Here is a 24744-nt window from a genome sequence, read left to right on the forward strand (position 1 = left end):
GGGGGGGTGCTCGCGGTCGGCGCGCGGCTGCGGGCCGAGGGTGTGCCCGCCGAGCTGGTCGCCGCCGCCTTCACCCAGGCGGAGCTGCGGCATCGGGCGGCGGCCAAGTTCGCCCGCGCCGAGGAGATGTTCTTCACCCGAGCGGGGCTGGAACAGGCGTCCTCCCAGGCTGCCGCCGAACACCGGGCGGCCCGGTTCGTCGGCCTGCGCCGCCTGGCGGACCTGTGCACCGGGATCGGAGGGGACGCCCTCGCCCTGGCACCGGGGCGAGAAATCCTGCTCGTCGACCGGGACCCCGTGCATCTGCGGATGGCCGCGCTGAACGTCGCCGTCCACGGGGCGCACCGGGTCGACACGCTGCTCGCCGACGTCCGCGACGCCGACCTGACCGGTTACGACGGGGTCTTCGTCGACCCGGCCCGGCGCGCCGGGGACCGCCGGCTGGCCTCGCGGGCCAGCGAGCCGCCGCTGCCCTGGTGCTTCGCCCTCGCCGACCGGGTCGCGGCGGTGGCGGTGAAGGCGGCCCCGGGACTTGTGACCGACCAGGTCCCCCCCGGTTGGGAAATCGAGTTCGTCGCCGACGGCCGAGACCTCAAGGAGGCCGTGTTGTTCTCCCCGGCCCTCGCCACGACCGAGCGCCGCGCGACCGTGCTGCACCCCGCCTCGCCGTCCTCGTTCGCCTCGCCGTCTGCCTTCGCATCGCCATCTGCGTCGCCGCCTCTGGCTGCCTCGCCGTCCTTGCCTGTGTCACCAATCGTGTCTGCGTCACCAATCGTGTCTGCGTCACCAATCGTGTCTGTGTCGCCGTCGCAACCCGCGTCGCCCGTGTCGCTCGGGTCGGCTGGGGTCGGCGTCGGGTGGCCGAGACCGGTCAGCCTGGTGGGCAGCCCGGACCCGGCGCAGGCCGGCGGCCCGGTCGACGCCCCTGGGCAGTACCTCTACGACCCGAGCCCGGCCGTCACCCGGGCCGGCCTGGTGGGTGAGCTTGCGCGCCGGCTCGGTGCCTGGCAGATCGACCCGATGATCGCCTTTCTCAGCTCGGACACGCCGGTCGCCAGCCCCTTCGCCCGGTTGCTACGGATCTCCGCGAGCCTGCCGTTCGATGTCCGGCGGCTCGCCGCCGAACTACGTGGGCGCGGAATCGGGTCGCTGGAGATCCGCCGCCGTGGTCTCGCGGGCGACGTCGACGAGCTGCGCCGCCGCCTGCTGCCCCGCCGTCGCGACCTGGTCGCCGGCGGTCCGGCCATCACCCTGGTGATGACCAGGCTGCGCGACGAGCCCTGGGCCTTCCTCTGCACGGACGGGATTGCTGACGCCCGGCCCCTGCCGAGCCCGTCCGTCTCCGAATGAGCCAAATGAGCGGCCGAACCTGTCCGTAATCGGCCCCGGTGCCGCCCGGTGCGGCCGACGAGCGGGGTCACGGGGCGGTGAGTCGGCCCGTGGCGGCGGCGGTGAGGCAGCCGGCGGCGATGGCGGCGGCCAAGGCGAGTGGCACGATCCGGTCGACGTGCAGCAGAAGCGCGCCGCCGACCAGCGCGCCGGTGAACATGGCCAGGGGCGCGGCCAGCCGGCGCGGGGCGTGGAAGCCGGGGCCGCCGGCCAGCCGCGAGTCGATGACCAGCCCCGTCAGGGTGGTGGTCAGCACGTTGGTCGGGACCTCCGGGACCGCCACCCGCCGTGCCGTCGCATGCTGCAGCCCCATGGCGACGGCCAGCGGCACGATGATCGCGTAGGGCCGGTCTGTGTCCCCGGTGAGCCAGGCGGCGACCAGCGCCGTGATGATCAGCCCGGTCTGGATGGCCAGCGCGACCGTCAGCCACCGCGGTCCGCGTCCGTGGCGCAGCGCCGGGGCCGTACCTGTCCGGCCGGCGAGGACCGCGCCGGTCAGGAAGCCGGCCAACGCGAGCGCGGACAGGTCCGCGGACAACCCGGGCGCTCCCGCCAGCGCGAACGCGAGGAGCACGACGTTGCCGGTCATGTTCGCCACGAACACCCGGCCGAGCCCGAGAAAGCTGGTCGCATCGACCAGCCCCGTCAGGCTCGCCATCGCGAGCAGCAATGCCACCTCCCGCCGATCCCACCCCGTCGACGGCGTCGACGGCGCGGGCGGCTGCGGGGGCGTGGGGCCGGTCGACGGCAGTGGCGTCGACGGCGTCATCGGCCCAGTGTCACCGACGCCGAGTCGCTGGCCCCGCAGCCCTCGCCCGCCGAACGGCCATCCGAGTCGACGGGTCGGGAGGCGGGGAGGCGGGCCGTGGTGCCGCGGGCCGTGGGGCCGCGGGGCCGGCGACGGGGACTGCTACAGGCGCAGGGGACGGATCGGGGCGGCGATCAGGTGCGGCTGCGACTGCCAGTCGACGCCCGGCACGTCGATGTACAGCTCGATCTCGTTGCCGTCCGGGTCGAGGATGTAGAGGCTGTGGGTGATCGTGTGGTCCGAGGCCCCGACGATGTCGACGCCCGCCTCCCGGATGCGGGCCAGGACCTCGCGCAGCTCGTCGTCGGTGTCGCCGACCTTCAGCCCGAAGTGGTAGAGCCCGATCCGCCGGCCGGCCGGCACCGCGGCCGCGTCCTCGCCGACCTCGATGAGCAGCAGTTCGTGGTGCGTGCGGCCGGCGGAGAAACCGGCCGCGGGCACGCGCAGCGGGTTGCCGGCGGAGTCGGCCGGGGCCGGGAACACCTGCCGCCAGCCGAGGACGTCCCGGTAGAACGTGGCCGATCGATCGATGTTGCGGACGTAGAGGACGAGATGTCCCAGTTCCTTGATCTCCACAGTGGTCTCCCCGGGGCTGGCGGACGGGATGCCGTTGCTCGTACAACTACCACGCGGAGCCCGGCATGCCCGCCGCGGCATAGTGATTTCGCGTCCGCCCGGCCGGTGGCGCTGCCGTCCGTCGTCCACCTCGCGTGACGCCCACCTCGCGTGACGCCCGCCGGCTGCGGCGCACGCTCCGGTCGCCGGCGTCCTGCGGTAGCATGGAGCGCCAGGCAAGACTGTACCTGGGGGTGATCGGTTTCGACTTCGGACGTCGAGGCAGGGGAAGCGGGCCGAGGATGAACGGTTATCTCGTAAACGATCCGTTCAAAAAAATAGCTGCCAACAAGTCGCAGCCTGTTACCACCTCTTACGCCCTCGCGGCATAGAGACTAGGTAACCGTCAGCCTGGGAGTGCCTCCGGCCCAGGATCTGACGTCGCTAGGAGGATCACCGACTGACCCGGTCGCGGGGCCAGCCGGAAAATCAAACAGCGACTGAGCCTATGTCGGCTTGCCTGCGGGTCCGACGGGGCTGAGAAACAAGTAGCAGGCTCCGCCCGGAGAAGCCCTGTGTCGGTTTCGGAGGACGCGGGTTCGATTCCCGCCACCTCCACTCGCTGGATTCGGTATGGGATCATTGCCGACGCCGCTGTGACCAGCGGAAACGCTCGGCGATGATCCCACCGGAGAAGATCCGCAAGTGGTGGTACCCAGTCGGTCCCCAGAACGGTTCGCCCGGGGGATCGCCGCGGACACCGTCTCGGCCGCCTTACGACCTGTCGACCGCAGCAGATGCGCGTACAGGTTCCCCGTCACCGATGTCGAAGAGTGACCAAGCCTCTTCGACACGATCGTGATGTCGACTCCCTCGCCGAGCAGGATCGACGCCGACCCGTGACGAAGGTCGTGCAGCCGCTTGCGCGACAGCAGTCGGTCGCCGATCTCGTCGCCCACCTCCAGGGCCACCGGCAACGGTTCGGCCAGATGCAGCAGCGACCGCGAGCCCTGCACCGCCGCGCCGAGCACCGTCACCGCGCCGACCGGTTCCCGGTCGCGGTAGAGCGTCCACGTGCCCTCGGCTGGTCGGTACCGCGTGCCCACGACGACGGTGGTCGCCCCGGCCGCCGCCGGCAACCGGACGGTGCCGAGCAGGCCGACGCGCCGGGCGATCTGCTGCATGCGCTTGGTCAGGTACTCCGGGAACAGGTAGCGCCCGGAGGGGTGCGTGAAGATCAGGTCTCGGAGTTGGACCGGGTTGCCGTGATCGTCGGGAAGGATGCCGTTGTCCCACTCATCGCCGACCGTCTCCCGCTCGTCCTCCTGGCGGAGCCGGTGGGCTGCCAGCGATCCGAGGGTGACGCCGTCAAGGTCGACCTTCCGCCGACCTGACCTCGTCTTCGGCGCCCAGACGCCGAGCACGCCGCCACTGCGGACGATCTGCTGTCGGATCGTGAGCACGGACCCCGCATCGTCGAGTCCGGGCCACGTCGCCCCGCACACCTCCCCACGGCGCACCCCATGCAGCGCCATCAACTCGTACGCGGCGGCAAGTCGATCGTCGGCCGCCTCGTCGAGGAACCGACCGACCTCCTCGGGCTCCCACGGCTCCACCTCGGGGGCCGAGTGCGAGGCCAGCTCGACGCCGGCCGCCGGGTTGAATTCGATCATCCTCTGCCTGTGCGCGTCGTTGAGCGCGGTGCGCAGCATCTCGAAGACGTCGCCCACCGTCGCCGGCCCGATCGGCCGCCCGCGCTCCCGGGCGGCCTCCGCCGCCTTCTTCAGCGCGGTGTCGATGTGCTCGGCTCGTAGCGCGACAAGTGGCATCTCGCCGAGGGTCGGTACCAGGTGGAGCCGGATGAACGACTCGTACCGGCTGCGGGTCGTCGGTCGTAGGGCGTTCTTCCGGGAGTGCCAGTCCTGGAGGTAGGCGCCTACCGTCAGGTTCCCGATGTGCTGCCCTCCCGCGCGGACCCGCGCCACGGCCTTCTCTCCGGCCTTCTCGGCTTCCTTCTTGGTCGCATAGCCGGAGTCGCTGATCTCCTGCTTCCCGACCAGCGGGACCAGTTCCTTCGGAACCCAGATCCGGTAGGCCCACGTCCCGTGGGTGCGCTTGGTCAACTGCGGGCACTTCCCGCGCCCGTACTTCTTGCCGGCCTCGTCCCGGCACCCGCAGAGCTTCTCCATATTGATCTTCATCTCTTTGCTCCCCGTTGAATTTCCTCGGCCAGGCGGTCGACAAGCTGACGCGTGATCCGGCCACGTAGTGCACGAAGCCGGCCCGGATCATCGCCCGCGTCCGCGCGTTCGTCGACGAGCCGATCCCGTTCCTCCGCCAGGGAGAGCCCCCACAGGCCCCGCGAGAGGCGGAGCACCGTCTCGGGGGTCTCGTCGAGGCGCTTCGCTGCCTTGCGTTCCGTCTCGCTCGGCACGAGCAGCCGGACGAGCCCGTAAGAGCGGCCCTTCGAGGCGGCGAGCTGCCTGATCACATCGGACGCCTGGTCCTCGCCTTTCCCGGCCACCAACTCCCGTCTCTCCGGACCCGCCTTCTCGTGACTGTCCGGTGATGGATCGGCCTCTTCCAATACCTCGACGTCCATGCGCGGCGGCCACGACTCCGGAAGAGGACGGCTGACCGGTGACAGCTCCAGATCGCCCTCCCGGACGTCGTGTAGACCTGCGCCGGCCAGGATCTTCAGGGCTGCGGATCCCCTGGCAGACGCAGTCGACGACAGCCGGATCAGGACATCGGGCGGGATCAGATCGGCCATCCGTACAGGGCGTTGGCATACCTTGCTGAGGATCAGCGGAAGCAACATCAGCTCTTCCGCACTGATCGCCTTCTCGCCGTTCTCCAGAGCGCCGACCTTCGCCCGCGACCACGCGAGGCCGTGCACGCGGGCCACCTGGCTGACGTCGTCCTGCCGGGCACCCACGGCCTCCCGGGCACGTCGGACACCCTCGCCGATGACCTGCCGGAGTGGGCGTGTGTTCGTCACGCCCCACACACTACCCGAGACGCCCCAAATTTGGGGCGCTTGACAGCGCCGCACGGCCGCGTGTAGAAACCTGGTGCGCCCCAGAATCGGGGCCTACATGAACCTCGGAGAGTGATCTTGTCAGACGCGTTCCTCACACCACGCGAACCCGATTCGACGGGCGAGATCTCAGTCGGCCCGCTCGACCAGGCGGAACAGCGCGCCTGCGGCCAGCGCAAATCCGGGATAGGAAGCACCAGCCGCTGCCCACTGCCGACCGACGGGTCGGCCGGGGCTGCGTGAGCCTGCCCAAGCGCGGTCAGTGGACCGCAGCCGACTTGCGGGCGCTTCCCGTGACGACTGATCTTGCCACTGCCGCGTCAGTGCTGAACATGGGCCTCACGAAGGCACGCGATCTTGCACGGATTGACCGGTTCCCGGTGCCGGTGCTGCGGCACGGCGATCGGTACGTCGTGCCTACTCGCCCCCTACTGGCGCTGCTGAACGTCGAGCCCGAGCCGGTGCAGGTCGGATGAGTTGCCTGGACATAGCAGTGTGGCTGGGGTACCTGATCTTGCCGCGCTCTCTCGACCGGGAGGCCAACGGGCGGGTGCGCCGCCAGTGCCGCCCGACCTCGGCGATCTCTCCCTGCTCCTCCGCAACGTCTATGCAGGCCGGCTCACACAGCGGCTCTGCCGGAGTGGTGGCGCGGGGTCTACGGCGTCCTCGACGGACTTTCGATCTGCACGACGGGGGGGTTTTCCGCTGCGGACACGCCAACCCAGCGAACGCTGGAAGGAGGTCCGAGTCGGCTGAGGACAAGGCAATCCTCACGAGGTTTTAAGCGCCCCTGGCCTCGGGGTCGCCGCCGCTGAGCGGTTCGGCGCTGTGACACGGGTAGGCGCTCGAGGGGCCGACGACAGACAGTGTCGAGATATCGATCACCGAATATCCTGGCGGCAGAGAGGGCGGTTTGCGAAATTTCCCTTGCCAATTACAGAGGTTTACCTAGTCGGCATACCAGGCTTGATCATGGCCGTCGACCGGACGCCCAACTAAAGACTAACGTCAATAGACAAGACTCGGCGGCCGTAATTCCTACCGGACTTGGCCGCCGGGTGAGGAGCTGCATGGACGAGGATATTCTAGACCAGTACCTGGCCGCAAACGTCTTCGGTGAGGGCCCGGACCCTGACCTGCCGTGGTCTCACTTAAACAAGCCGGGACATGTCCTGCTGAAGAATGGGTACGAGCGGTACTGGGGTCAATATCTGGAGCCCATCACGCACCGGATTTTTCACACGATCATGTACCACCAGAACTACGAGACCGGGGCGTGTTTCCCCTCTCGTTCGACCTTGGCGAAGGCCGTCAAGCACCGCGGCAAGCCCGTATCGGAGAAGACGGTTTCCCGGAAGATCGGGGAGCTGGAGGGCGTTGGACTCCTGGAGATCGTCAGGCCTATCCGCAGAAACGGGCCGTTCGTCAACCCGCGGTACCGGGCCGGCGGACGGACCAATCGGTATGTGATCAATTATGATCGGCTTGCGGCCACCGATGAAGACGGAACCCCAGTCGCCGCGAACATCACAACCCGTTTCTTCCTCACTCTCGGAGGAAGGGTTCACCTCCCACACGGTCATCCGTGGATCGTCCATGAGGACCCGAAGCAGATGCGGGCACACCTGGCGTTCCTACGAATCGGGATCGTGGAGCCGACTCCCGACCTGTTCGACATTCCTGCGCCTAGAGTGGCGATCAAGCCGCTGAAGAGCTACAAGCATCGGCCCGATATTCAGGCCGAAGCCGAGGAACTGGCCCAGTACTTCCTGGTCAAGGCTTTCGATGTCGCGCACCGGGTGGACAAGGTACCTACCAGCGAAAGCGAGATCAAGGATACGTTCGGCCGCTGGCTAGGGGCTACGACGGTTGAGTGCACCCTGGACCACATCATCTTCATGATCGATCAGTTTTTCGACGAGTGGACGCTGAATGGCAGGCCGAACGCCGACATCTGGAGTCAGTTCGAAAACCAGAAGGCCCGGCTGTTCAACCTCGCAAAGGAAACACTGAACGAGCAAGCGGCGTAGCCTTGGCAGGGGGAAGTTCTGGCAACGGAGTGTACCAGGATTCCGTGACTGAGTGTATTTTTTAATTGCCGAGTGTAATTTGCGCGCCCTGTGGCGGCCTCGGTCCGAAGGACATCCAAACGCCCCCAGATTCCCGATGAGGTCCCCCGCGCGTCTCGCGCGTGTCCCACCTACGCCCCGGTCGTGTCCCGCGTATGTCCCGCTAAGGAGTTCTAAGGCTCTTCAAGGTCCTTCAAGGCTTTTGAAGGTGACCTAAGATCGGTACTTCGTACCGTACGCGCATCGCTCCGCTCTGCGCGCATCGCGCTAAAGATCAAGAGACTGCTCTTCGGGGAAGACCCAGAGAGGAGATACCTCCACGGCTATGCGCTCAGTCACGATCAGCGAACGCGCCTCCCGCGTTCTCCTCGCGTACGCGAAGGTGTGCCTCACACGCAGAGTTATTTTTCCCGGTACCCAGAATCGCCGTAGAAAGACGAACGACGCCTCCCGGTACAAGGGAAGGAGTCTAATGCTCAGCGGCGATCCTGGACCCTTGGGGGCGTGTCCTCGGCGAAGCTACATCGGCGGTACGAATCCACAGTGATGATCGGCGCCATTTTGACCTGAGGCACATCGACCAGGAGCACGTCGTACCAGCCGGTGTCCGGCACATCGTGAGTACTGCAACGGCACTTGGTGGCGATGGTAGATGATCTGGGTTGTGGTGGTGGAGACGAGGGCGGGCGAGCTCCGCCTGCCGGGCAGCCCGTCCAGGGGCGGGCCGTCGCCGATCGCGTCTTCGCGGACGGGGCACCCGCGTACCCGGCATAGCGTAGACCGGCTCGGGGTTGCACCGGGCGGCCGGCGGGGACGAGGTGCTGGAGGCCGACGACGCGGCAGGCACGGACGGCGGGAAACCCGACCCGCCAGCGTTCCGCTAACCTTCTCGCGTGACCAACGTACCAAAGGCGTTCATCAGCCATGCCCACGAGGACAAGGATCGATTTGTCGTGCCCTTCGCAGCGGCGCTACGCGCCGGTGGAGTTGACGCATGGCTCGACCAGTGGGAAATGGTGGGCGGAGACTCTATCGTCGACCGGATATTCCGAGAAGGAATCGGGCAAGCCGATGCGATAATAGTCATCGTATCGCGAGTCAGCGTCAACAAACGTTGGGTGAAGGAAGAACTTGACGCAGCGATCGTGCGCCGGATCGAGAAGTCTGCGCGGCTTATACCGGTCACACTCGACGGTATTGAGGTTCCCGCAGCGATCGCTCATCTTCTGCGCTATGACGCGGACGCCTTCGGCGTTGAAGGCACCGCCCACCGTGTCAGACGGACCTTGTATGGAATTTCCGACAAGCCGCCCTTGGGGAACGCGCCGGCCTACACGCGATCCGGCGAGCTACCACAGCTAGTAGTGGGTGACCCAGTTGACGACTTGGTTCTTACCCAGATCATCCAAGAGATCCGCGGATCGACGGCCATGTCGATACTGATGAGCAACGCAATACAAGAGAGGTTGGCTGCGGTGGACGTCTCGGCGGAAGACTTCTACGAAAGCATGGTGTCGCTCGTCAATCAGGGAGTCGTAAATGCCAAGGTGATGTCCGGAGGCCTTCGCTGGCAGATTATAGGCGTGCCCGACTTTGTGTGGCTGACAGCGGAACGGGCAATGGGAATTGACCTGGAAGGGATTAAGCGATCAATCCTGAGCGTGATCGTCAATGATGGTGCGGACCTGAATTGGTCGATGTTCTCCGACGTGCACTGGCGGACTCTTCGGGCGATATTCAATGAATTCTCAGCCGATAATCTTCTGAAGTGGACTCAGCCTCTCGGTAGGAATATTCATGTTACCAATGTGAGCCCACTGGCTCGACGGGCATTGCGGAACATGGATTAGCCGCACCCAGTTTCCTGGCCTCCGTTTCTCCAGCGACCCGGCGCCCCCGCTCAACCCTTGATCCCCGGTTTGACGCCAAGGTCTGCCGATCTAATCGCTGTTGACCTATGAAAGGGGGATTTAGGTCTGGGCGCATGCACCAGATCGGTGTGCGACCTCGAGGAATCCCCCTACGGCACGTACTAATTGGCCCAATTCGTGTCTTCCGCCAGAGCTTCCTGAAACGTGTGGTCACCCCCGTGTTGACGCCAGTGACCGAGGTGCGCCCTAGTTGGGGCAATCACACATCGAATCAGGGCCGACGGCCGAGCCCATACCGCTCCTATCGAGGAGGTGACTCAGCCGACCGAACCGAAGGGAAGACGTTGGCACTGGCAATCCTGCTCTTAGGTCTTTCCCCCTGTTTCGGACTCTTCCACCCATCACTCCGGCAATGGGACGCATGCCGGTGAAGTTGCATCTGTCTCGGTCTGACCTAGATTCGCCAGTACCTGTGGTGTGATCGTTTGCGGTGTGACCGCGGCGTGGGATCTTCGTTTTCGGGGTTGCGTCGCGGCGGTTCTCGGGGTGTGAGCAGGGCGAAGGTCCGGCTGTCGTGCCGGGTGGGCGCCGGTTCCACGGGCCGGAGGGGTGCCGCGCGTCGGGTGTCGGGACTGGTCAGGCGACCGCGGGCAGGTCGCGCAGCCGGGTGAGCGCGGTGGGCAGGTACTGGTCGCGGCCGGGTGGCAGCCGCAGGGTCAGGGTGCCGGCGTGGTGGGTGAGCCGGCCGGGGACGTTGAGCAGTTCGTGGCGGAGCCGGTCGCCGTGCGCGCGGCCGGCGCGCTGATCCAGCCCGGTCAGCGACTGGAGCATGGTCGACAGCCAGCCGGCGAGGACAGCAGCCCACATCCAGACCGCGTTGACGGCGGGGTCGGCCGAGGGCAGGTGGCGCAGCCCGGCACCGAGCTTGGTGTCCTTGATCTGGGTCTCGATGTCGGCCCGGCCGCGGAACCAGTGCTCGACCGCGACGATGCCGGCGCCGTCGTCGGCGGGGATGTTCGTGACAATGAAGCTGACGGCCCAGGCGTGGTCGGCGACGCCTTCCAGCGCGAGGGCGAGCTGGCCTTTCGGGATGGTGCGCCGCCGCCGGGAGCGGGGATCTCCGGAGATCTCCTCGGCGGGGACCCGAACCCGGCGGATGATCGTGTAGGTGCCGGGCGGCCAGCCCGCCGGGGCGTAGCCGACGGCGGTGACCTGGGCGCCGTGCATGTCGCGGGCGTCGGTCCAGGCGGTCTCGGGCACCGCGGCGTAGGCCCGCCACAACGCGGCGTTACGCGGCGCGGCGACTGCGAAGTCCGCGCCGGCCGCCACCGCGCCCGCTGTTTGACCAGGCCGACCCGCTCGTCGAGTGCCTCGACCACACCCAGCCGGTCGACCAGCTCGGCGACCACGGCCAGCCCCGCCGTCCCGGTCAGCGACCGGTCCGCCGGACCGACCCGAACCCGCCGGGCCCGTGTCCTCGACCCCTTCGACCTGCGTATTCTGTTCACCCGGCGGGTGCCTCTCGTCAGCGAGCTTCGGTTGGTCTGGTAACCCCGATTCTCCCTGCACGGCAGGCACCCGCTCACATTCGGACGATCTACGAACCCCCAACATCAGCCACTACTGGCGAATCTAGGTCTGAAAGTGGAGAAGGCGCCTGCGGCTGGGAGGGATCAGAGTAACTACCAGCCCATAGAGTGGCACAGGAAAAAGCGGAAGGAGTGACGGATATAGTTGGTACCACGGGTCCCGAAAAGCGAAAATCGAAAGCTCGGAAGATCGGGCCTATGGAAGATCAAAGTACTGGCATCCACGGGAATTCCGGCTCGCTGCAGAAGAACCATACTAACTACGACCAACGACAAAAGGGAGGGGAACATACATGACTGACCATCTCGGCTTCTGGGAGATGAGGGTCGGGCGGCGAGCCAGCCTTGTGTCACACACGAGGCGGAAGTAGTGGTTGAACCGGCTCGGGTCGCCCAGTGTTCAGGGGGTAGCTCACGTTCCACTACTTCACCTGATCGCGGCTACCTTTTTTCCTCGGATTTGGGACCGATTAAGTGTGGCTTATAACCCGTGCTACAGTGGTCTTGAAAAACAGGTAGAATCACCAACCGGGACTCACACGGAAACCCGTCAGCTAGATAAGCGGGCAATGACGTTCCGTTACAGGTGCGAGACAAGAGGATCAAGCCGTTGGTGTGTCCACGGCGACTTGGCGGTATGCGCACGCCACAATAAATCTATACCCCAAGTGGGAATAGCAGGCCTACAGCAGATTCGACGCCAGTCGTAGCTGCCGGCAACCTGAAGCCGGAAACCCGCAAAAGGTCAGTCCTACCAAGGTTTGTATTGTGAAAGATGAGCTTCCCCGTAGAAGCGTTGGAGTCGCTACGGAGGTGGAAGCGCTGCCCGACCCAGCCGGATGGCCGGGTTCTTGTATTAACTCCATCGAGGAGGTCTCCCGTCGAGCTCCTGGACGGATTGGTGGGGGTTGCATTTCTGTATGGGGACAGTACCGTCAGCAACGGCCAGCCGTCGTCAATCACCATCAGGCCAATAGGCCGAGGCGTCACGAGATCGCTCGGGGAGCATATCCACGTCGACCATCTTGACGACGCTTTTTTCAGGCCTTGTCGGACCCTCCCGCTACGCTGCAACGAACCACCTGGCGGGGAGATGCGATGTCCGAGGATCTGGTCAGGCTGTACGACTCCGGCGAGGAGCATGCCGCTCTGCGCGCCCACCTCCTTGCTGAAGGCCTGCCCGGGGGCGATGACCCGGAGGTCCTGACCTACCTGTCAGACGCACTCTTCACGGTAGCTATGGAGGACTTCGGCGTCATCCACACACCGCCGGCCGGTCTCCCGGAGCGCACGGTCTCCGACGTTGTCGATGCCTACAACCTCCGCATGTTCCTCTGACTCGACGTCGCGGATGGTAGCCATGTCGCTACCAATTGCGTGTTGTGGGAGCGGGGAGGGGAAGCGGGCTTCGATACAGGATAAGGCCTCTTATCCTGTACTCGTGGCTACGATCGCCCTTCACTCACGGGACGCTCTCACTCCGGTTACCGATGGTGACCAACTGTGGCACCTCGCCGGCGCATGGCTGCTCAGCCATCGTTCGGAGCACACCCGCAGGGCATACGCACGAGACCTTCGGGCCTTCGCCGACTGGTGCGCTGCGCACGACCTGGACATGATCACGGGAGTTCGACGCGGTCACATTGACGCCTACGCGCGCGAGGCCGAGGAGGTCCAGGGCGAGAGCCCGGCGACGGTCGCGAGGCGGCTCTCCGCCCTGGCCTCCTTCTATGGATATCTCGTAGCCGAGGAAGCGATCACGAGTTCCCCGCTGACGCATGTCAAGCGTCCGAAGGTGGGCGACGACTCCCAAACGACCGGCCTCGACCGAAGCCAGGTCCGAGCCCTGCTCGTTGCCGCCGCCGCGGACAGCCCACGGGCTGGTGCTCTGATCTCTCTGCTCGCAGGGAACGGTCTGCGGGTCGGCGAGGTCCTGGCCACCGACGTCGTAGACCTTGATACCGAGCGGGGCCATCGCGTGTTGCGGATCATCCGCAAGGGCGGCAAGCGGGCCACCGTTCCTCTCGCCCCATCGGTGGTCAACGCGCTGGACACCTACCTCGCCCGCCGGACAGACGGGCCGCTGTTCTCCACCCGCACCGGTAAGCGGCTCGACGAACCGTATGTCTTCCGACTCGTCCGCCGCCTGGCCAGGGAAGCCGGCATCGCCAACGCGGACAAGCTCAGCCCGCACAGCCTCCGGCACAGCTTCGCCACGCTCGCCCTCGACGCTAACGTCCCGCTCCGCGACGTCCAAGACGCCTGCGGCCACGCCGACCCGCGCACCACCCGCCGCTACGACCGAGCCCGCCACAACCTCGACCGGCACGCGGCCTACGCGCTCGCCAGCTACCTCGCCGAGTAGATCGCGAGCATCATCCCCATGGTGCACCCCGAGGAGATCGAGCGCGGGGCTGGTCGTCAACCCTGCGGATTCGCGATCGAGGCACCTGATCGGCTTGGCAATCTTCGGGCGACACCCCCTACCCTTAAATGATCTCCCCTGTAAGCATGCCGCCCGTACACTCGCGTAGGAAATTTCGGGGTGCAAACAGACAGTGCCACACTGCCGGCCAAAAGAGGGCCTTCGAAAGCGGCTCGACGAGCCCTTTGCTCCCGACTCGTCGGCCATCTCGTCCGGGAAATGAAAGTGGCATCGCGAACAGGGGGGCAGATGAATATACGGGCTCGACCGCGAAACCACCCGGCTGGATCCAATAGCCGGCGACTGCGTTCGGCCACAATCGCGCGGCGCCCGAGCCCAAGCCCGCCGTCTCAGGCGCGAGACAGGGCGCCAGAACCGCTGGCGACCTGCCAGCCGTCGTCAATCAGGCTCTGGGTTACGTCACGTAGATGGACAGCCGAGAGATCCCAGCTCTCCCGTATGCCCATCCTCAGTATCTCCAGGTACACGTGACTGGGCGTTCGGCCAATGTTCCCCCTAGCGATCTCCCGTGCCACATTTCCGACCTGGTCCGCGGTAGGCACTTTGAAGCATCTACTGTCATCGCCTGCGGTCATCGTGATTATCAGATCGAGCGTAGCCACGTGCTCGAACCCCGACGCGAGACCCTTCACTGAACGCTGACCTTTGTTGAGAATGGCCAGGCTATGGGGGTCAATTAGCAGGCCAGCATTCTTGATGGACCGCTGCACGAGCGACCAAACACTACCGGTCGAGTTTCCGAATACCATACTCACGTGTCCGCCAGGCTTCAAGATCCGTCGACATTCCGATAGAGCATTGGTCAGCATTCCCTCGTAGCGGCTAGCTGAACGTACCTTTTTTGAACCCCGGTCCACAACCGCCTCTAGAGAGACATCGGTGAATCCCTCTAGCCACGCTTCTTGGAAAAGCGCCATATCTGCATAGAAAAGATTCGATCCGAATGGCGGATCCGTGAACACGTAGTCAACGCTGCTGTCTGCGAGCGGAATCGATTCGGCGCTAGACAACTCGTATGAAACGTCGATCTCAGGATCGTCCGAGTCGAATAGCGTGCCAGCCTGCATGAGCAAGCGAAGATAATTGTCTGATCGGCAGGCCGCCTCAACTTTACGGAGAAAAAGATCAAAAACATTCCACTCGTAGAATACGGCGGCCACGTAGTAGTTAGCGTTCGCGGCGTTCAATGGCCGCATTGGCGACCATTGATACCTTTTTGACGCTCTAGTAAGGCAAGCTGTGAATGCGAATAGCAGCTTATCTCTAATCGCCTTGTCCTCGACCTCGCGGATACCTTCTCGCAATACCGTCAAAACGGCAAGGTTGCGCTTTGAGTAGAAAGAGGATACCGAGATAAGTCCAGACCTACCCAGCGACTGGGTTTTGTACATCTGGCGATCGGGAGTGATCTCAACCCTTGGGTAGGGCAGCGCATCCAAGTCGACAGCCGGCGGCGTAGCCGCAGCCTGTTCGATCTGAGTGGTTGAACACCCACACTCGATACAGTCGACCTCACCGATCTCGCCAATGCGCTCGCTTCCCGACGGCACGCGCAGCCCGCAGTTACTACACTGCATGTCCTTCTTCGACCAGCCGGAGGCCTCCATCGCTCGGTAGAAACTGCCAACATGAGAGCACTGCGCACACTGGAACTGATAGCTCCAGATCGTCTTGACCAACTTTGCGGTCTCAGAACATTTCCGGCATTTCGTGCCGTATACGTCACCGAGGTAACTACGAACTGCGGACACTAGTTCGTCGGCGGTCTTCCGTAGAAGGTCCTGATTCACAAGATTTGCATAGTTACGCCCGATATGCTGGCCTAGTACGCTGATATCGAACAGTCGGGCTCGACGCCTAAGGGAAGCTGCGGCTACGCCCGTCATCCCCGACCCGGCGAACGGGTCTACTACTACGTCGCCCTCGTTCGAATACGCGGCGATGAACGGAGTAATGGCCGGGATCGGCACCTTCGTTAGGTAAGCATGTGCCATGTATGCTGGGTCGCTGCGGCCTACGACTAGTTCCTCTGGCACCGAACGACTGTTACTCATAGTCTGTAGCCTCATAGTCTGCCCGGTTCATACGGTCTACGACATCATGCCGTACGGACCCGCGCCGACCCCCGAGCCCCACCGTGTCGCCTTTGGGCGCCGTGTCCGCACCCTCCGAGAAGCGCGAGGACTCTCGCAAGAATCTCTCGCTGAGCAAGCGGACGTGCACCGAACGTACATCTCAAGTCTGGAGCGCGGCCACCGTAACGTGGGGCTTGACAACATCATCGCCCTGGCCAGGGCGCTCGGCGTCGCACCCGGCCAGTTGTTCGAGGACGTCTAGACCAACGCCGAGCCCCTGGATCATCTAGTTCATTCAGTCAGCGTCTGTTGCCGCGGTACACCATCCTGTGCGAGCAGCGGCCAGATGCAGACACCATTATTGATGACGAACTTGAGCGGAATCTTCGGGTTGTTCAAGTGGGGAGGTGCGGAGCCCTCGACCCCCCGGCTGATCTGATCCCGGATTTTTCGCTCCCATTCCCCAAAGAAAGTCTCCAGTCGGGAAGGGGCGATCTCGTAAATCGACTCCGGCGCTGCCTGGTCAAAGACTGCTACGATCCATAGATGGACGCGCCTGTAACGCTCAATGTTCTCGATGGTTAGCGTGTGTTCTGTTGTGATGCCGAGACTTGTCTTTCTTACGCCTCTCGAACTGACGCGAGCGACCGTCTTGATCTCATATTGTCTACCCAGGCTATCTGCGGCATCATCCCCAGTTCTGCCAAGTTTTTTTAGATCGAGTAGCGTCAGTAGTAGCAGCTCCTTGTATCCGCCGTCGTCGAATACGTTGTGAATGCCGTGCTTCGTCGCTTCCGCCTGAAGCTTCTTGCCCATTGCTATGAGCGGCTGAATATCGCCTGTCGGTGCCAGTACAGGCTGAGACTGGCCGCCTTGCGGCCACAGAGGGTCATGCACAAATTACGACCCTGTCCGCGCAGCCTCCGACAGTCTACAGACTATCGGTCACAATGGTCTGTCGAACATGCTTGCCGCTGCCCCGCGCGAACGCGCACTGTTGCTCCATCCTCGTCATCCGCTTGCGGGCCCCGAGCGTCCCGCCAGGTGCAGGCACGATCTGCCGAGTGGGCCTTTCCGCGCGACTGGAGGCTGCGCTGCGTGACCGTCGCACGGTCAGGTGGTGCGCCCGTGTTCGATGTCGAGGAGGTCGAGGTCGGCGGCGACGTCAACCACGAGTTCATGGCCCCCACCGAGGTTGGGGAGGACCTGTTCGTCTACGCGCCCGACGGCACGTACGCGGCGAACCTGGAGGCGGCGTACTGCGAGCGTCCCGAGCCGGTCGAGCCCGGATCGCAACCGTTGGTTCGCGCGCACACGCCTGGGGTTCCTGGGGTCGACGACCTGTCCGCCCACCTGGGGCGTCGCAGATCCTGAAGTGCGTCCTCTACAAGCTGCCCCAGGCCGAGGGCGAGGCGCCCCTTCGGGCGATCGCTGTACTGGTCCCGGGCGACCGCGAGGTCAACGAGCACAAGCTCACAAAGGAACTGGGAGCGCCACCGTCGCTCCTCGACGCCGCCGACTTCACCGCGCACCCGGCTCTGGTCCGCGGCTATGTCGGCCCGGTCGGGCTCGGAGCCCACGTCTATCGGATCATTGCGGATCATCACGTCGCCGCCGGCCGCGACTGGTGCACGGGCGCGAACCAGGTCGACCATCACGTCACTGCTGCAACCTGGGCCGGGACTTCACTCCCGACGAGTTCGCCGATGTCACCAACGTGCGTGCGGGGGATGCCTCTCCGGACGGCAGCGGACCGCTGGCGATCGACCGCTCGGTCGAGGTCGGGCACATCTTCCAACTCGGCACCAAGTACTCCCAGCCGCTGGAAGCCCGCTACCTGGACACGAACGGCAAGGACGTAGCGATGATGATGGGCTGCTATGGCATCGGGATCAGCCGCATCCTGTCCGTTGCCATCGAACAGCACCACCACGACGACAACGGCATCCTCTGGCCGGCGGAACTCGCTCCCTACGACGTCGAGGTCATCCCGCTCGGCAAGAACGTCGACCCGGAGGCAGTCACCAGTGTGGCTGCGACGCTGCAGGCCGAGGGCCTGGACGTCCTCGTCGACGACCGGCCGGGGTCGGCCGGGGTCAAGTTCGCCGATGCCGACCTGATCGGCTGCCCCGTCCAGGTCATCGCCGGCCGCCGTCTCGCCGAGGGAGTGGTCGAGGTACGGACCCGCGACCGGTCGACCACCCTCGACGTCGACATCGCAGACCTCCCGAAGGCAGTGCAGCGACTCCTCCACCCGTCGGCCTAGCCAACCGGCGGCTCAGGGACCCGGGGGCCAGGCCTACTTGTGTGCCAAGTCTTAATTGGCGATATTTTCCGCGCCAATTGATGCCCGCCTAACCTGCCTTCGGGAATTGAGGATTCCCCGAACGGGGACACTTTTTCCCTTTCAGGGTCGCAAGTGTCAGTCGTCCTCTTCGGGTGTGGCTAGCTGGTCTTTGTGGGCGCCGCGCATGGTGGGAAAGAGGACGACGTCTCGGAGAGTCGGGGCGTCGGTGAGGAGAGCGACGAAGCGATCGATACCAAGCCCGAGGCCGGACATCGGGGGCATGCCGTACTCCATGGCCTCGATGAAATCCTCTTCGAGCATCATGGTCTCGTCGTCGCCGGCCTCGCGGAGCGCGGCCTGCTCTTCGAGCCGCTGCCGCTGCTCAGCGGGGTCGACCAGTTCGGAGTAGGCCTTGACGACCTCCACGCCGTTGACCACTACCTGGAACATGTCGAGCGCGGTGGGGTCAGCGTCGCTGCGCCGAGCCAAGGGGACTAGCTCCGCCGGGTGATGCACCAGGAAGCAGGGCTGGATGAGGTCGGGCCGGACGGTCTTCTTGTAGAGCAGGTCGACGAGGCCGGCGTAGGACGGGGAGGTCCCGACGTCCAGGCCGAGCTCGGCTACCCGGCCGCGCAGGGTGGGAAGATCACGGATGACGGTAAGGTCGATGCCGGTGCGCCGCGCCACCTCGGCCCGGTAGTCGATCTCCGGCCAGTCGGCGCCGAAGTCGAGCTTGACGCCCTCGTAGGTGACCGACCGGGCACCAAGGACATCATCGAGGACCGCGAGGATCAGCTCACGCACGAAGGCCATGTTGTCGCGGTAGTCCCAGTAGGCGGCGTACCACTCCAGCATCGTGAACTCCTGGAGGTGCGAGGAGTCCATGCCTTCGTTGCGGAAGTTGCGGCCCAGTTCGTAGACGCGGTCGTAGGCACCGACGACGATCCGCTTGAGGTAGGTCTCGGGTGAGATCCGCAGGTAGAAGTCTTCGCCCAGGGCGTTGTGCTTGGTGATGAACGGGCGGGCCGCTGCGCCGGACGCCGCCTCTTGCAGCATCGGGGTTTCGACTTCGAGGAAGTCGTTGTCGTCGAGGAACCGGCGAATCCGACTAATGATCTTCGTGCGGGTCTGAAACCGTTCCCGGGACTCGGAGTTGACGAGCAGGTCGAGGTAGCGGCGGCGGTAGCGGGCCTCGACGTTGGACAGGCCCTGCCACTTGTCCGGAAGGGCACGCACGGTCCGGTTCAGGACCGTCATCTCGGAGATGGCGACGGTCCGCTCGCCGCGGCGAGTGGTGTAGAGGCTGCCGGCGATCCCGATGAAATCGCCGATCTTGACGGCGCGGGACCATTCCTTGATGACGTCCGCACCCAGATCGGTCTTGGACAGGGAGACCTGCACCCGGCCGCTACGGTCTTGCAGATGCCCGAAGATCAGCCCGCCCATACGGCGCCATAGGACTACGCGACCGGCGAGACGGACAGCCGTCCCGTCGGGAGCGGCTGCGGCGTCGGCTGCAACCGCGTCGGTCCGGTAGCCGGACTGCGGCCCGGCCGCCTCGCTTGCCCCGGGCTCCTCGATCGACATCAACACACACCCTCTTGCAGCAGAAAGCACCAGCTAGCCGCGAGGGTGGCGTTGGGTGAACGCTCCCGGGCGGGCCAGGTGACGGACCGGCATCCGTAGATGACCTCTCCAGCCTACCGACCTTCGCCGAAGCCCCTGCGGGGCACCTGACGCACCCGGAAGCGCAGGAAGATCATCCAGACTGCTGGGCCTCCGCGGCCTGCGCTGGCACCTGGCTGAAGTCCCCCTGCTGCTTGAGAGCGAAGACCGGGCCCGGAACCTCGTGCAGGTCGAAGACGGATTCGGCTGATTCGATGACTGCGGACTCTTGTGCCACTTCGTGCTCCTCTCATCCCTTTACGTGAGAGCCTAGCCAGATGGAAGCCTCTAGGGAGTCGGATCGCAACGAATCGTCAGCATTGGCTTCCGTCGGGCAGGACCAGATGCTCTACGTGCCCTCTGACGTGCGCATTCGCCTGGGGCGCTGGGGTGTTGGCGATGCTGTCCTGATCGAGCGGCTCACGACGAGGCAGCGATGGACCGCGAATCGCGCCGTTGCCGCGGTCCTGCTGACCTTCAGCGGCGGGCGCACCCGTGGCCAGGGGGCGGAAACGGCTGCCGAGGTTCTTGCTACCAAGCAGGAAGACGTCCAGTGGCAGATCAACCGCCTCGCCGAGATCGGTCTTCTGCATGCCGCAGTACCCCCCACGTCCGGTCCTCTTGCCGAACAGTGGCGTGAACACGGCTGGATCGCGGCTTACGATCACCATCTCGCCACCTGGGACTTCCCGCTGGTCGACTACACGGCTGGCGGTCGTCAGATCGACCGGACCCGGATGGAGGGCTACCGGGCCGATGCTCCGGATCCTGGCCCCTTGGCCCACGGATACTGCGCGGAGCTCCCCACCGCGTTCGACCTATCCGACGCGGCGAGCATCGAGCTGTCGGCGCCGCTCACCGCAGTGCTACACAACACGGAAGCGTCGGCGAGCCTCGACGCGGGGACGCTGCGGGCGCTGCTCGCGCAGACTTTCTGCTTCACCGAGACCCAACCGGAATGGAAGATCCGCCGGACAAGCCCCAGCGGTGGAGCTCGCTATCCGGCCGAAGGATATGTGATCACGCAAGGCGTCGACGATATGTCGGATGGCGTCTGGCACGTCGATGCGGCCCGCTGTCGTCTGGTCCGAGTCCCCGGCTCCGTCAGCGCGGCCTGGGCAAAGGCCAATCTCGAAGGACTACACCTCGCGCCCTTCGCCCCTCAGGCTTTTGTGATCGTCACCGCCGTTTTCGCCCGAAATATGTATAGATACCGGGAGCCTCGAACATTCCGCACGGTCTTCATGGACGTGGGACACCTTCTCGGCACCTTGGAAATGGTCGCGAGTGGGCTGGGGGTTCGTTCCTTCATCCACCACGCGATCAATGAGTCGGAGGTCGAAGGCATGCTGAAAATCTCGCCTCTCCGCGAAGGCGTGATTGCCGGTGCGGCCATCGCTGGTCGGCCATGAGTGAGCAGCGCGTTTGGCGGCCACTCACCACAGCGACTCCCGTGGGGGATCGCTATGTTGAGATGGACTCGCCCGTGGCCGGATCTCGTATCCGCTTACACCGGGACGCACTCGTCCGCCTTCTCGCTGACCAGCCGGTGCCGCCAGCCTTCGAACACGGCCTTACGGAACGTGGCCTCCTCTGCGTCAGCGGCGGCGAGGAGGAACCGGCCGAAGAAGACCTTGCACTGTGGCAGGAGCGAGGTTGGGGGCTTTCGCTCGCGAGCTATCTGTGGTCGAGGTCGGTGTCGTACTACGATTCGGGTCCCGGCGAAGAGGATAGACGATCGGCCGCAATAGAGTCGATGCTTCATGAACGTTCCTGCCCCCTGCCTCCCGAACCGGATCCGTCCGCGGTCTCCCTCCAGGCGGTCGGGGACTGGGACGCCCCGCCTTTGAGTGCGGTGCTTGCAAAACGGCGGAGTGTCGGAGCGTTCCGGCAGAGCAGCGTCGATCGGGGGGCTCTGGCGGCACTGCTGTACTACGGGACTAGCAAGATCCGGGCGTGCCGCCGAGCTGCCTCCGCTGAGAAACCGAGCAGCCTGCTGATCAGCGTGGGAGCAGCATTCGATATCTACGTCCTTGTCTACGCGGTCGACGGGCTGATATCTGGCGTGCACCGCTACCATCCCGAGACGAATACGCTCTCGTTGGTCAAAGCGGGAAATTTCCGGGAGGCGGCGTACGTCGCTCTCGCCGGACAGCCGGCCCCAAAAAATGCAGCAGCCACGATCCTGCTCGTCGCCGACTTCGCGCGGTACCAATGGCGATATCGCCATGAACGTGCCCTACGGAACTTGTACCTGGAAGCCGGACGACTGATGCAGCCACTGATTCTCGTTGCTACCGCCCTGGGGCTACAAACAGGGATCACTCCAGCGGTGCGCGACGAAGAGATCGCCGATCTACTCGGCGAGAATTCAGAGAATTGGCAGGCTCTACACACCCTGACTGTCGCCTAAGGTGATGTGAAATTGGTTCATATTTCGGCTTGGTTGTGGTAGTGCGACGCTGGCAGCTAATCGGACTAAGTGAAAAATGCGCGGACTCGGGAAATTTATACGGCGGCTGCCCGAGGACTGCGAACGGCGAATCCCCTGGCGGACTCGGGTATGGGGGATTCGCCGTTGGCGGAAATTCTGAGCGCCAGAGCGTCGGTAGACGCCAGCAGTATCCTCGCCCTTCTAGGGGGCGCTTCCCTCGCCTCTCAGGGGATATGCCATTTCCTGTGATGCAGTTTCGTGCCATGCTCGCATGATGAAGCGGTCCGGTCCGGTGATCGTGAATGTTTGGGCTCTTGCCAGGTCGAGCACCATCAGCGGTCGTGGGAACGTGTCCATCTGTATGGAGAAACGGCACCAGCGCAGGACGGGCCCGAGATGGTCGCTGGGGTGTTGTGCGATCACGGTTCCGTCGCCGTCGAAGACGATGATGTTCGCGCTGTGGGGCATTATGCTGGGCTTCTCGGTCGGCTCTGGCCGCTGGTAGACAGCGCCGCCGACGACGGCATGCATCGCGGACAGGACGTCCTCCTGGAAGGAGACCTGTCCGTCGCGGTGGTCCTGAGGGTCCTGGTAGCCGTCTGGATCCCTGGGCTCGATGGTGAGAATCGCCGCCAGCATGTCGAGCGCCGTTGCATGGTCGACACGGCCGTCTCGCCCCCGGGTCACCCGTGGGATGAGGATGTCGCGCAGTAGCGTCGAGTAGGCGGTCATGCGGCGCTGCCCGGACGCCGGGAGAGGACGCGGAGCACGGCCTCGGGCAGGTGAGCGCTCGTGGCGGGCTGTCCGGCCTGCTTGTTCTGCGCGCGGTGCAGAGCAGTGGCCGGGAGGTACATCGGTCCGACGGTGTAGGGGCCATCGATGTTCTTCGAGCCCCACAGGTCGGCCTCCACCGATGAGTAGAACCCGCCCTGGATCACTGGGCCACAGGCTGTTTGCTCGACGACGGCGAACAAGGCCGACTCACCTCGGCTCATGGCGATCACCCTCTCGGTAGCAGATAGGTGCTGTCCCCCTGCCGGGCCTGCGCTGGCAGCAGGGAGACAGCGACTGGGTGAGGACGGAGAGCATCCTCACCGGTGAGGATGACCGATCGCACTTGCTCAAGCAAGTGCGTAAGCAAGTTTTGTGTTCCCTTGGTGGGCCTGCGGCAAGGCCCATTCGCCTACGTAGTGGCAGGCTACGATCACGGGGCTGAGGAGTAAGGAGCGTCTTGACCCCGATGACCACCGCACCGACGATGCGCCGCCGGAAGCTTGGCGCCGAGCTCAGGCGCCTGCGTCTTGCAGCGGGCCTGACGATGAAGGACGCCGCGAAGGTTCTGCGATCCACCGAGAGCAAGGTCAGCCGGATGGAGAACGGCCACGTGCCGTTCCGACAGATGGACATCGAAGACCTGCTTGATCTCTATGGCATCAAGGATGCCGCCGTGCGGGCCGAGTTGATCGACCTGGTCCAGGACACGCGGGCCGTCGGCTGGTGGCACACCTACAGCGATGCGGTGCCGCAGGACTTCGAGCTCTACCTCGGGCTCGAAGCCGGAGCCTCCAAGGTCTCGGCCTTCACCTGCGGGCCGATCGAAGGTCTTCTCCAGACTCCGGCCTACGCGGCGGTTCTGATCCGCGGCGCGTCGCCCAGCGCCAGCGACGACGAGGTCGATCGTCGTGTGCGGCTTCGCCTCGAACGGCAGAAAAGGCTGACCGGTGCGTCCCCTCCGCACCTCTGGGCGATCATGGATGAGGCGGTCCTACGCCGGCCCATCGGCGGAGCGGACGTCTTCCGTGATCAGCTCCGGCACCTGGTCCGCTGCGCAGAGCGGCCGAACATTACGGTCCAGGTGCTGCCGTTCGGCAGGGGCTGGCACCCAGCGGTCGGCAAGTCTTTCACGATCCTGGGGCTTCCCGAGGACGTCAGCTCCGACGTCGTGTACGTCGAGGAAGTCGGGAGCAGTCTGTACGTAGAGAAGCCGGACGCTACGGCGCGCTACAAGCGGATGCTCGACGAGCTGATCGTGATGTCCCTTCCGCCCGACGAGTCGGTTCGGATGATCAAGACGATGAGCGAGGAATGATCAAGAATGAAGAAGATCGAATTTGACCCCGAACAGCTCGACTTCGTGAAGAGCACCCACAGTGACGGCGAGCGTGCCTGTGTCGAGGTCGCCCGCATCCCCGGCGGCCTCGGTATCGCCATCAGGGACAGCAAGAACCCAGACGGGCCTACTCAGGTCTACACCCCGCAGGAGTGGGCCGCCTTCGTGGCCGGCGTCCGAGACGGTGAGTTCGACCTCTGATCCAGCCGACAATCCAGACCGACCGACGGCCGGGCAGCTTCGAAGCTGCCCGGCCGTTCAAGCTTCGCGCCGGCGCGTCGCACACGGAGAGTGAGCGTAGATCGTCCCGGCAATCACGTGTCTATCGGACGCCTCTGGTACCCAGCCGGAACCCAGTACGGTTCCACTTCTGAGCGATTCTGGCCGTTCGCCAGCGATCTTCTAT

Annotated in this window: 23 protein-coding genes, 1 other RNA gene and 2 pseudogenes; 15 read left to right on the forward strand and 11 right to left on the reverse strand. The window is 64.8% G+C overall.

From position 1 onward, the window contains the following. The first annotated feature begins 6 nt into the window (after positions 1-6). Complete coding sequence (locus tag ND748_RS02945) at positions 7-1350, forward strand: class I SAM-dependent methyltransferase (protein WP_251743892.1); 1344 nt, start codon at positions 7-9, stop codon at positions 1348-1350. 67 nt (positions 1351-1417) lie between these two features. On the opposite strand, the gene ND748_RS02950 is transcribed toward ND748_RS02945, so the two are convergent. Together ND748_RS02950 and ND748_RS02955 are read right to left on the reverse strand one after the other, a co-directional pair. Continuing rightward, complete coding sequence (locus ND748_RS02950; protein ID WP_251743849.1) at positions 1418-2065, reverse strand: YoaK family protein; 648 nt, start codon at positions 2063-2065, stop codon at positions 1418-1420. A gap of 234 nt (positions 2066-2299) precedes the next feature. Further along, positions 2300-2773: a VOC family protein gene (locus tag ND748_RS02955; protein WP_251743850.1), complete on the reverse strand. Its 474-nt coding sequence runs from the start codon at positions 2771-2773 to the stop codon at positions 2300-2302. 229 nt (positions 2774-3002) lie between these two features. On the opposite strand from ND748_RS02955, the gene ssrA reads away from it, so the two are divergent. Beyond that, positions 3003-3373, forward strand: a transfer-messenger RNA (tmRNA) gene (gene ssrA / locus ND748_RS02960). Positions 3374-3606: 233 nt separating this feature from the next. Here ssrA and xerC read toward each other — a convergent pair. Together xerC and ND748_RS02970 are read right to left on the reverse strand one after the other, a co-directional pair. Next, a pseudogene (gene xerC, locus ND748_RS02965) lies at positions 3607-4953 on the reverse strand (tyrosine recombinase XerC); the annotation flags it as partial. Beyond that, complete coding sequence (locus ND748_RS02970) at positions 4950-5690, reverse strand: hypothetical protein (protein ID WP_251743851.1); 741 nt, start codon at positions 5688-5690, stop codon at positions 4950-4952. The pseudogene xerC and the gene ND748_RS02970, both read right to left, overlap by 4 nt. Before the next feature lie 341 nt (positions 5691-6031). On the opposite strand from ND748_RS02970, the gene ND748_RS02975 reads away from it, so the two are divergent. From ND748_RS02975 to ND748_RS02985, 3 genes are all read left to right on the forward strand, one after another. Next, complete coding sequence (locus ND748_RS02975; protein ID WP_251743852.1) at positions 6032-6268, forward strand: hypothetical protein; 237 nt, start codon at positions 6032-6034, stop codon at positions 6266-6268. A gap of 594 nt (positions 6269-6862) precedes the next feature. Beyond that, the gene (locus tag ND748_RS02980; protein ID WP_251743853.1) at positions 6863-7822 is read left to right on the forward strand and encodes a helix-turn-helix domain-containing protein; all 960 of its coding nucleotides are present in this window, start codon (positions 6863-6865) and stop codon (positions 7820-7822) included. A 932-nt stretch (positions 7823-8754) separates the two neighbouring features. Continuing rightward, positions 8755-9711, forward strand: a complete 957-nt coding sequence (locus ND748_RS02985) for a toll/interleukin-1 receptor domain-containing protein (protein WP_251743854.1) — start codon at positions 8755-8757, stop codon at positions 9709-9711. Between the two features lie 657 nt (positions 9712-10368). On the opposite strand, the gene ND748_RS02990 is transcribed toward ND748_RS02985, so the two are convergent. Then, a complete protein-coding gene (locus ND748_RS02990; RefSeq protein ID WP_251743855.1) occupies positions 10369-11061 on the reverse strand; it encodes a transposase in 693 nt (230 codons plus the stop codon). Between the two features lie 1358 nt (positions 11062-12419). On the opposite strand from ND748_RS02990, the gene ND748_RS02995 reads away from it, so the two are divergent. Together ND748_RS02995 and ND748_RS03000 are read left to right on the forward strand one after the other, a co-directional pair. After that, positions 12420-12659, forward strand: a complete 240-nt coding sequence (locus ND748_RS02995; protein WP_251743856.1) for a hypothetical protein — start codon at positions 12420-12422, stop codon at positions 12657-12659. 103 nt (positions 12660-12762) lie between these two features. Next, positions 12763-13686, forward strand: coding sequence for a tyrosine-type recombinase/integrase (locus tag ND748_RS03000; RefSeq protein WP_374215828.1), 924 nt, complete (start codon positions 12763-12765; stop codon positions 13684-13686). Between the two features lie 410 nt (positions 13687-14096). Here the strand turns inward: ND748_RS03000 and ND748_RS03005 are convergent, their stop codons facing one another. Beyond that, positions 14097-15821 carry a DNA methyltransferase gene (locus ND748_RS03005; protein ID WP_251743858.1) on the reverse strand — a complete coding sequence of 575 codons (1725 nt, stop codon included), beginning with the start codon at positions 15819-15821 and terminating at the stop codon, positions 14097-14099. A 46-nt stretch (positions 15822-15867) separates the two neighbouring features. Here ND748_RS03005 and ND748_RS03010 point away from each other — a divergent pair, with 46 nt between their 5' ends. Next, positions 15868-16104 carry a helix-turn-helix domain-containing protein gene (locus ND748_RS03010; RefSeq protein WP_251743859.1) on the forward strand — a complete coding sequence of 79 codons (237 nt, stop codon included), beginning with the start codon at positions 15868-15870 and terminating at the stop codon, positions 16102-16104. A gap of 29 nt (positions 16105-16133) precedes the next feature. On the opposite strand, the gene ND748_RS03015 is transcribed toward ND748_RS03010, so the two are convergent. Continuing rightward, complete coding sequence (locus ND748_RS03015) at positions 16134-16739, reverse strand: hypothetical protein (protein WP_251743860.1); 606 nt, start codon at positions 16737-16739, stop codon at positions 16134-16136. 231 nt (positions 16740-16970) lie between these two features. Between ND748_RS03015 and ND748_RS34440 the strand changes: the two genes are divergently transcribed. The 3 genes and pseudogenes from ND748_RS34440 (at position 16971) to ND748_RS03030 (ending at position 18108) form a co-directional block, all read left to right on the forward strand. After that, complete coding sequence (locus tag ND748_RS34440; RefSeq protein WP_251743893.1) at positions 16971-17216, forward strand: hypothetical protein; 246 nt, start codon at positions 16971-16973, stop codon at positions 17214-17216. 17 nt (positions 17217-17233) lie between these two features. Next, positions 17234-17461: pseudogene (locus ND748_RS34445) on the forward strand (YbaK/EbsC family protein); the annotation flags it as partial. Positions 17462-17559: 98 nt separating this feature from the next. Beyond that, positions 17560-18108 carry a His/Gly/Thr/Pro-type tRNA ligase C-terminal domain-containing protein gene (locus tag ND748_RS03030; protein WP_251743861.1) on the forward strand — a complete coding sequence of 183 codons (549 nt, stop codon included), beginning with the start codon at positions 17560-17562 and terminating at the stop codon, positions 18106-18108. 156 nt (positions 18109-18264) lie between these two features. Here ND748_RS03030 and lysS read toward each other — a convergent pair whose 3' ends face one another. Together lysS and ND748_RS03040 are read right to left on the reverse strand one after the other, a co-directional pair. Further along, entirely contained in the window at positions 18265-19716 is a 1452-nt protein-coding gene (gene lysS, locus ND748_RS03035) for a lysine--tRNA ligase (protein WP_251743862.1), read from the reverse strand. 172 nt (positions 19717-19888) lie between these two features. Continuing rightward, positions 19889-20032, reverse strand: coding sequence for a hypothetical protein (locus ND748_RS03040; protein WP_251743863.1), 144 nt, complete (start codon positions 20030-20032; stop codon positions 19889-19891). A gap of 106 nt (positions 20033-20138) precedes the next feature. Here ND748_RS03040 and ND748_RS03045 point away from each other — a divergent pair, with 106 nt between their 5' ends. After that, on the forward strand, positions 20139-21206 hold the full coding sequence (locus tag ND748_RS03045; protein WP_251743864.1) for a SagB/ThcOx family dehydrogenase: 1068 nt from the start codon (positions 20139-20141) through the stop codon (positions 21204-21206). A gap of 62 nt (positions 21207-21268) precedes the next feature. Beyond that, entirely contained in the window at positions 21269-22207 is a 939-nt protein-coding gene (locus ND748_RS03050; RefSeq protein ID WP_251743865.1) for a SagB/ThcOx family dehydrogenase, read from the forward strand. Between the two features lie 222 nt (positions 22208-22429). Here the strand turns inward: ND748_RS03050 and ND748_RS03055 are convergent, their stop codons facing one another. Together ND748_RS03055 and ND748_RS03060 are read right to left on the reverse strand one after the other, a co-directional pair. Then, on the reverse strand, positions 22430-22960 hold the full coding sequence (locus ND748_RS03055) for a hypothetical protein (protein ID WP_251743866.1): 531 nt from the start codon (positions 22958-22960) through the stop codon (positions 22430-22432). After that, the gene (locus tag ND748_RS03060) at positions 22957-23223 is read right to left on the reverse strand and encodes a hypothetical protein (RefSeq protein WP_251743867.1); all 267 of its coding nucleotides are present in this window, start codon (positions 23221-23223) and stop codon (positions 22957-22959) included. The genes ND748_RS03055 and ND748_RS03060 overlap by 4 nt, the downstream gene beginning before the upstream one ends. A gap of 245 nt (positions 23224-23468) precedes the next feature. On the opposite strand from ND748_RS03060, the gene ND748_RS03065 reads away from it, so the two are divergent. Both ND748_RS03065 and ND748_RS03070 read left to right on the forward strand, forming a co-directional pair. After that, a complete protein-coding gene (locus ND748_RS03065) occupies positions 23469-24317 on the forward strand; it encodes a helix-turn-helix transcriptional regulator (RefSeq protein ID WP_251743868.1) in 849 nt (282 codons plus the stop codon). Positions 24318-24323: 6 nt separating this feature from the next. Further along, positions 24324-24539: a DUF397 domain-containing protein gene (locus ND748_RS03070; RefSeq protein ID WP_251743869.1), complete on the forward strand. Its 216-nt coding sequence runs from the start codon at positions 24324-24326 to the stop codon at positions 24537-24539. Positions 24540-24744: the final 205 nt, after the last annotated feature.

Origin of the sequence: Frankia sp. AiPs1 (genome assembly GCF_023716945.1) — a bacterium.
In the GTDB taxonomy this organism is placed as follows: Bacteria; Actinomycetota; Actinomycetes; order Frankiales; family Frankiaceae; genus Frankia.

Coding starts and splice junctions, on each gene's coding strand:
- ND748_RS03060 (WP_251743867.1), bottom strand. CDS start 23,223: ATGAGCCGAGGTGAGTCGGCCTTGTTCGCCGTCGTCGAGCAAACAGCC.
- ND748_RS02995 (WP_251743856.1), top strand. CDS start 12,420: ATGTCCGAGGATCTGGTCAGGCTGTACGACTCCGGCGAGGAGCATGCC.
- ND748_RS03070 (WP_251743869.1), top strand. CDS start 24,324: ATGAAGAAGATCGAATTTGACCCCGAACAGCTCGACTTCGTGAAGAGC.
- ND748_RS02980 (WP_251743853.1), top strand. CDS start 6,863: ATGGACGAGGATATTCTAGACCAGTACCTGGCCGCAAACGTCTTCGGT.
- ND748_RS03005 (WP_251743858.1), bottom strand. CDS start 15,821: ATGAGTAACAGTCGTTCGGTGCCAGAGGAACTAGTCGTAGGCCGCAGC.
- ND748_RS03055 (WP_251743866.1), bottom strand. CDS start 22,960: ATGACCGCCTACTCGACGCTACTGCGCGACATCCTCATCCCACGGGTG.
- lysS (WP_251743862.1), bottom strand. CDS start 19,716: ATGTCGATCGAGGAGCCCGGGGCAAGCGAGGCGGCCGGGCCGCAGTCC.
- ND748_RS03050 (WP_251743865.1), top strand. CDS start 21,269: ATGGACTCGCCCGTGGCCGGATCTCGTATCCGCTTACACCGGGACGCA.
- ND748_RS03010 (WP_251743859.1), top strand. CDS start 15,868: ATGCCGTACGGACCCGCGCCGACCCCCGAGCCCCACCGTGTCGCCTTT.
- ND748_RS03045 (WP_251743864.1), top strand. CDS start 20,139: ATGCTCTACGTGCCCTCTGACGTGCGCATTCGCCTGGGGCGCTGGGGT.
- ND748_RS03065 (WP_251743868.1), top strand. CDS start 23,469: ATGACCACCGCACCGACGATGCGCCGCCGGAAGCTTGGCGCCGAGCTC.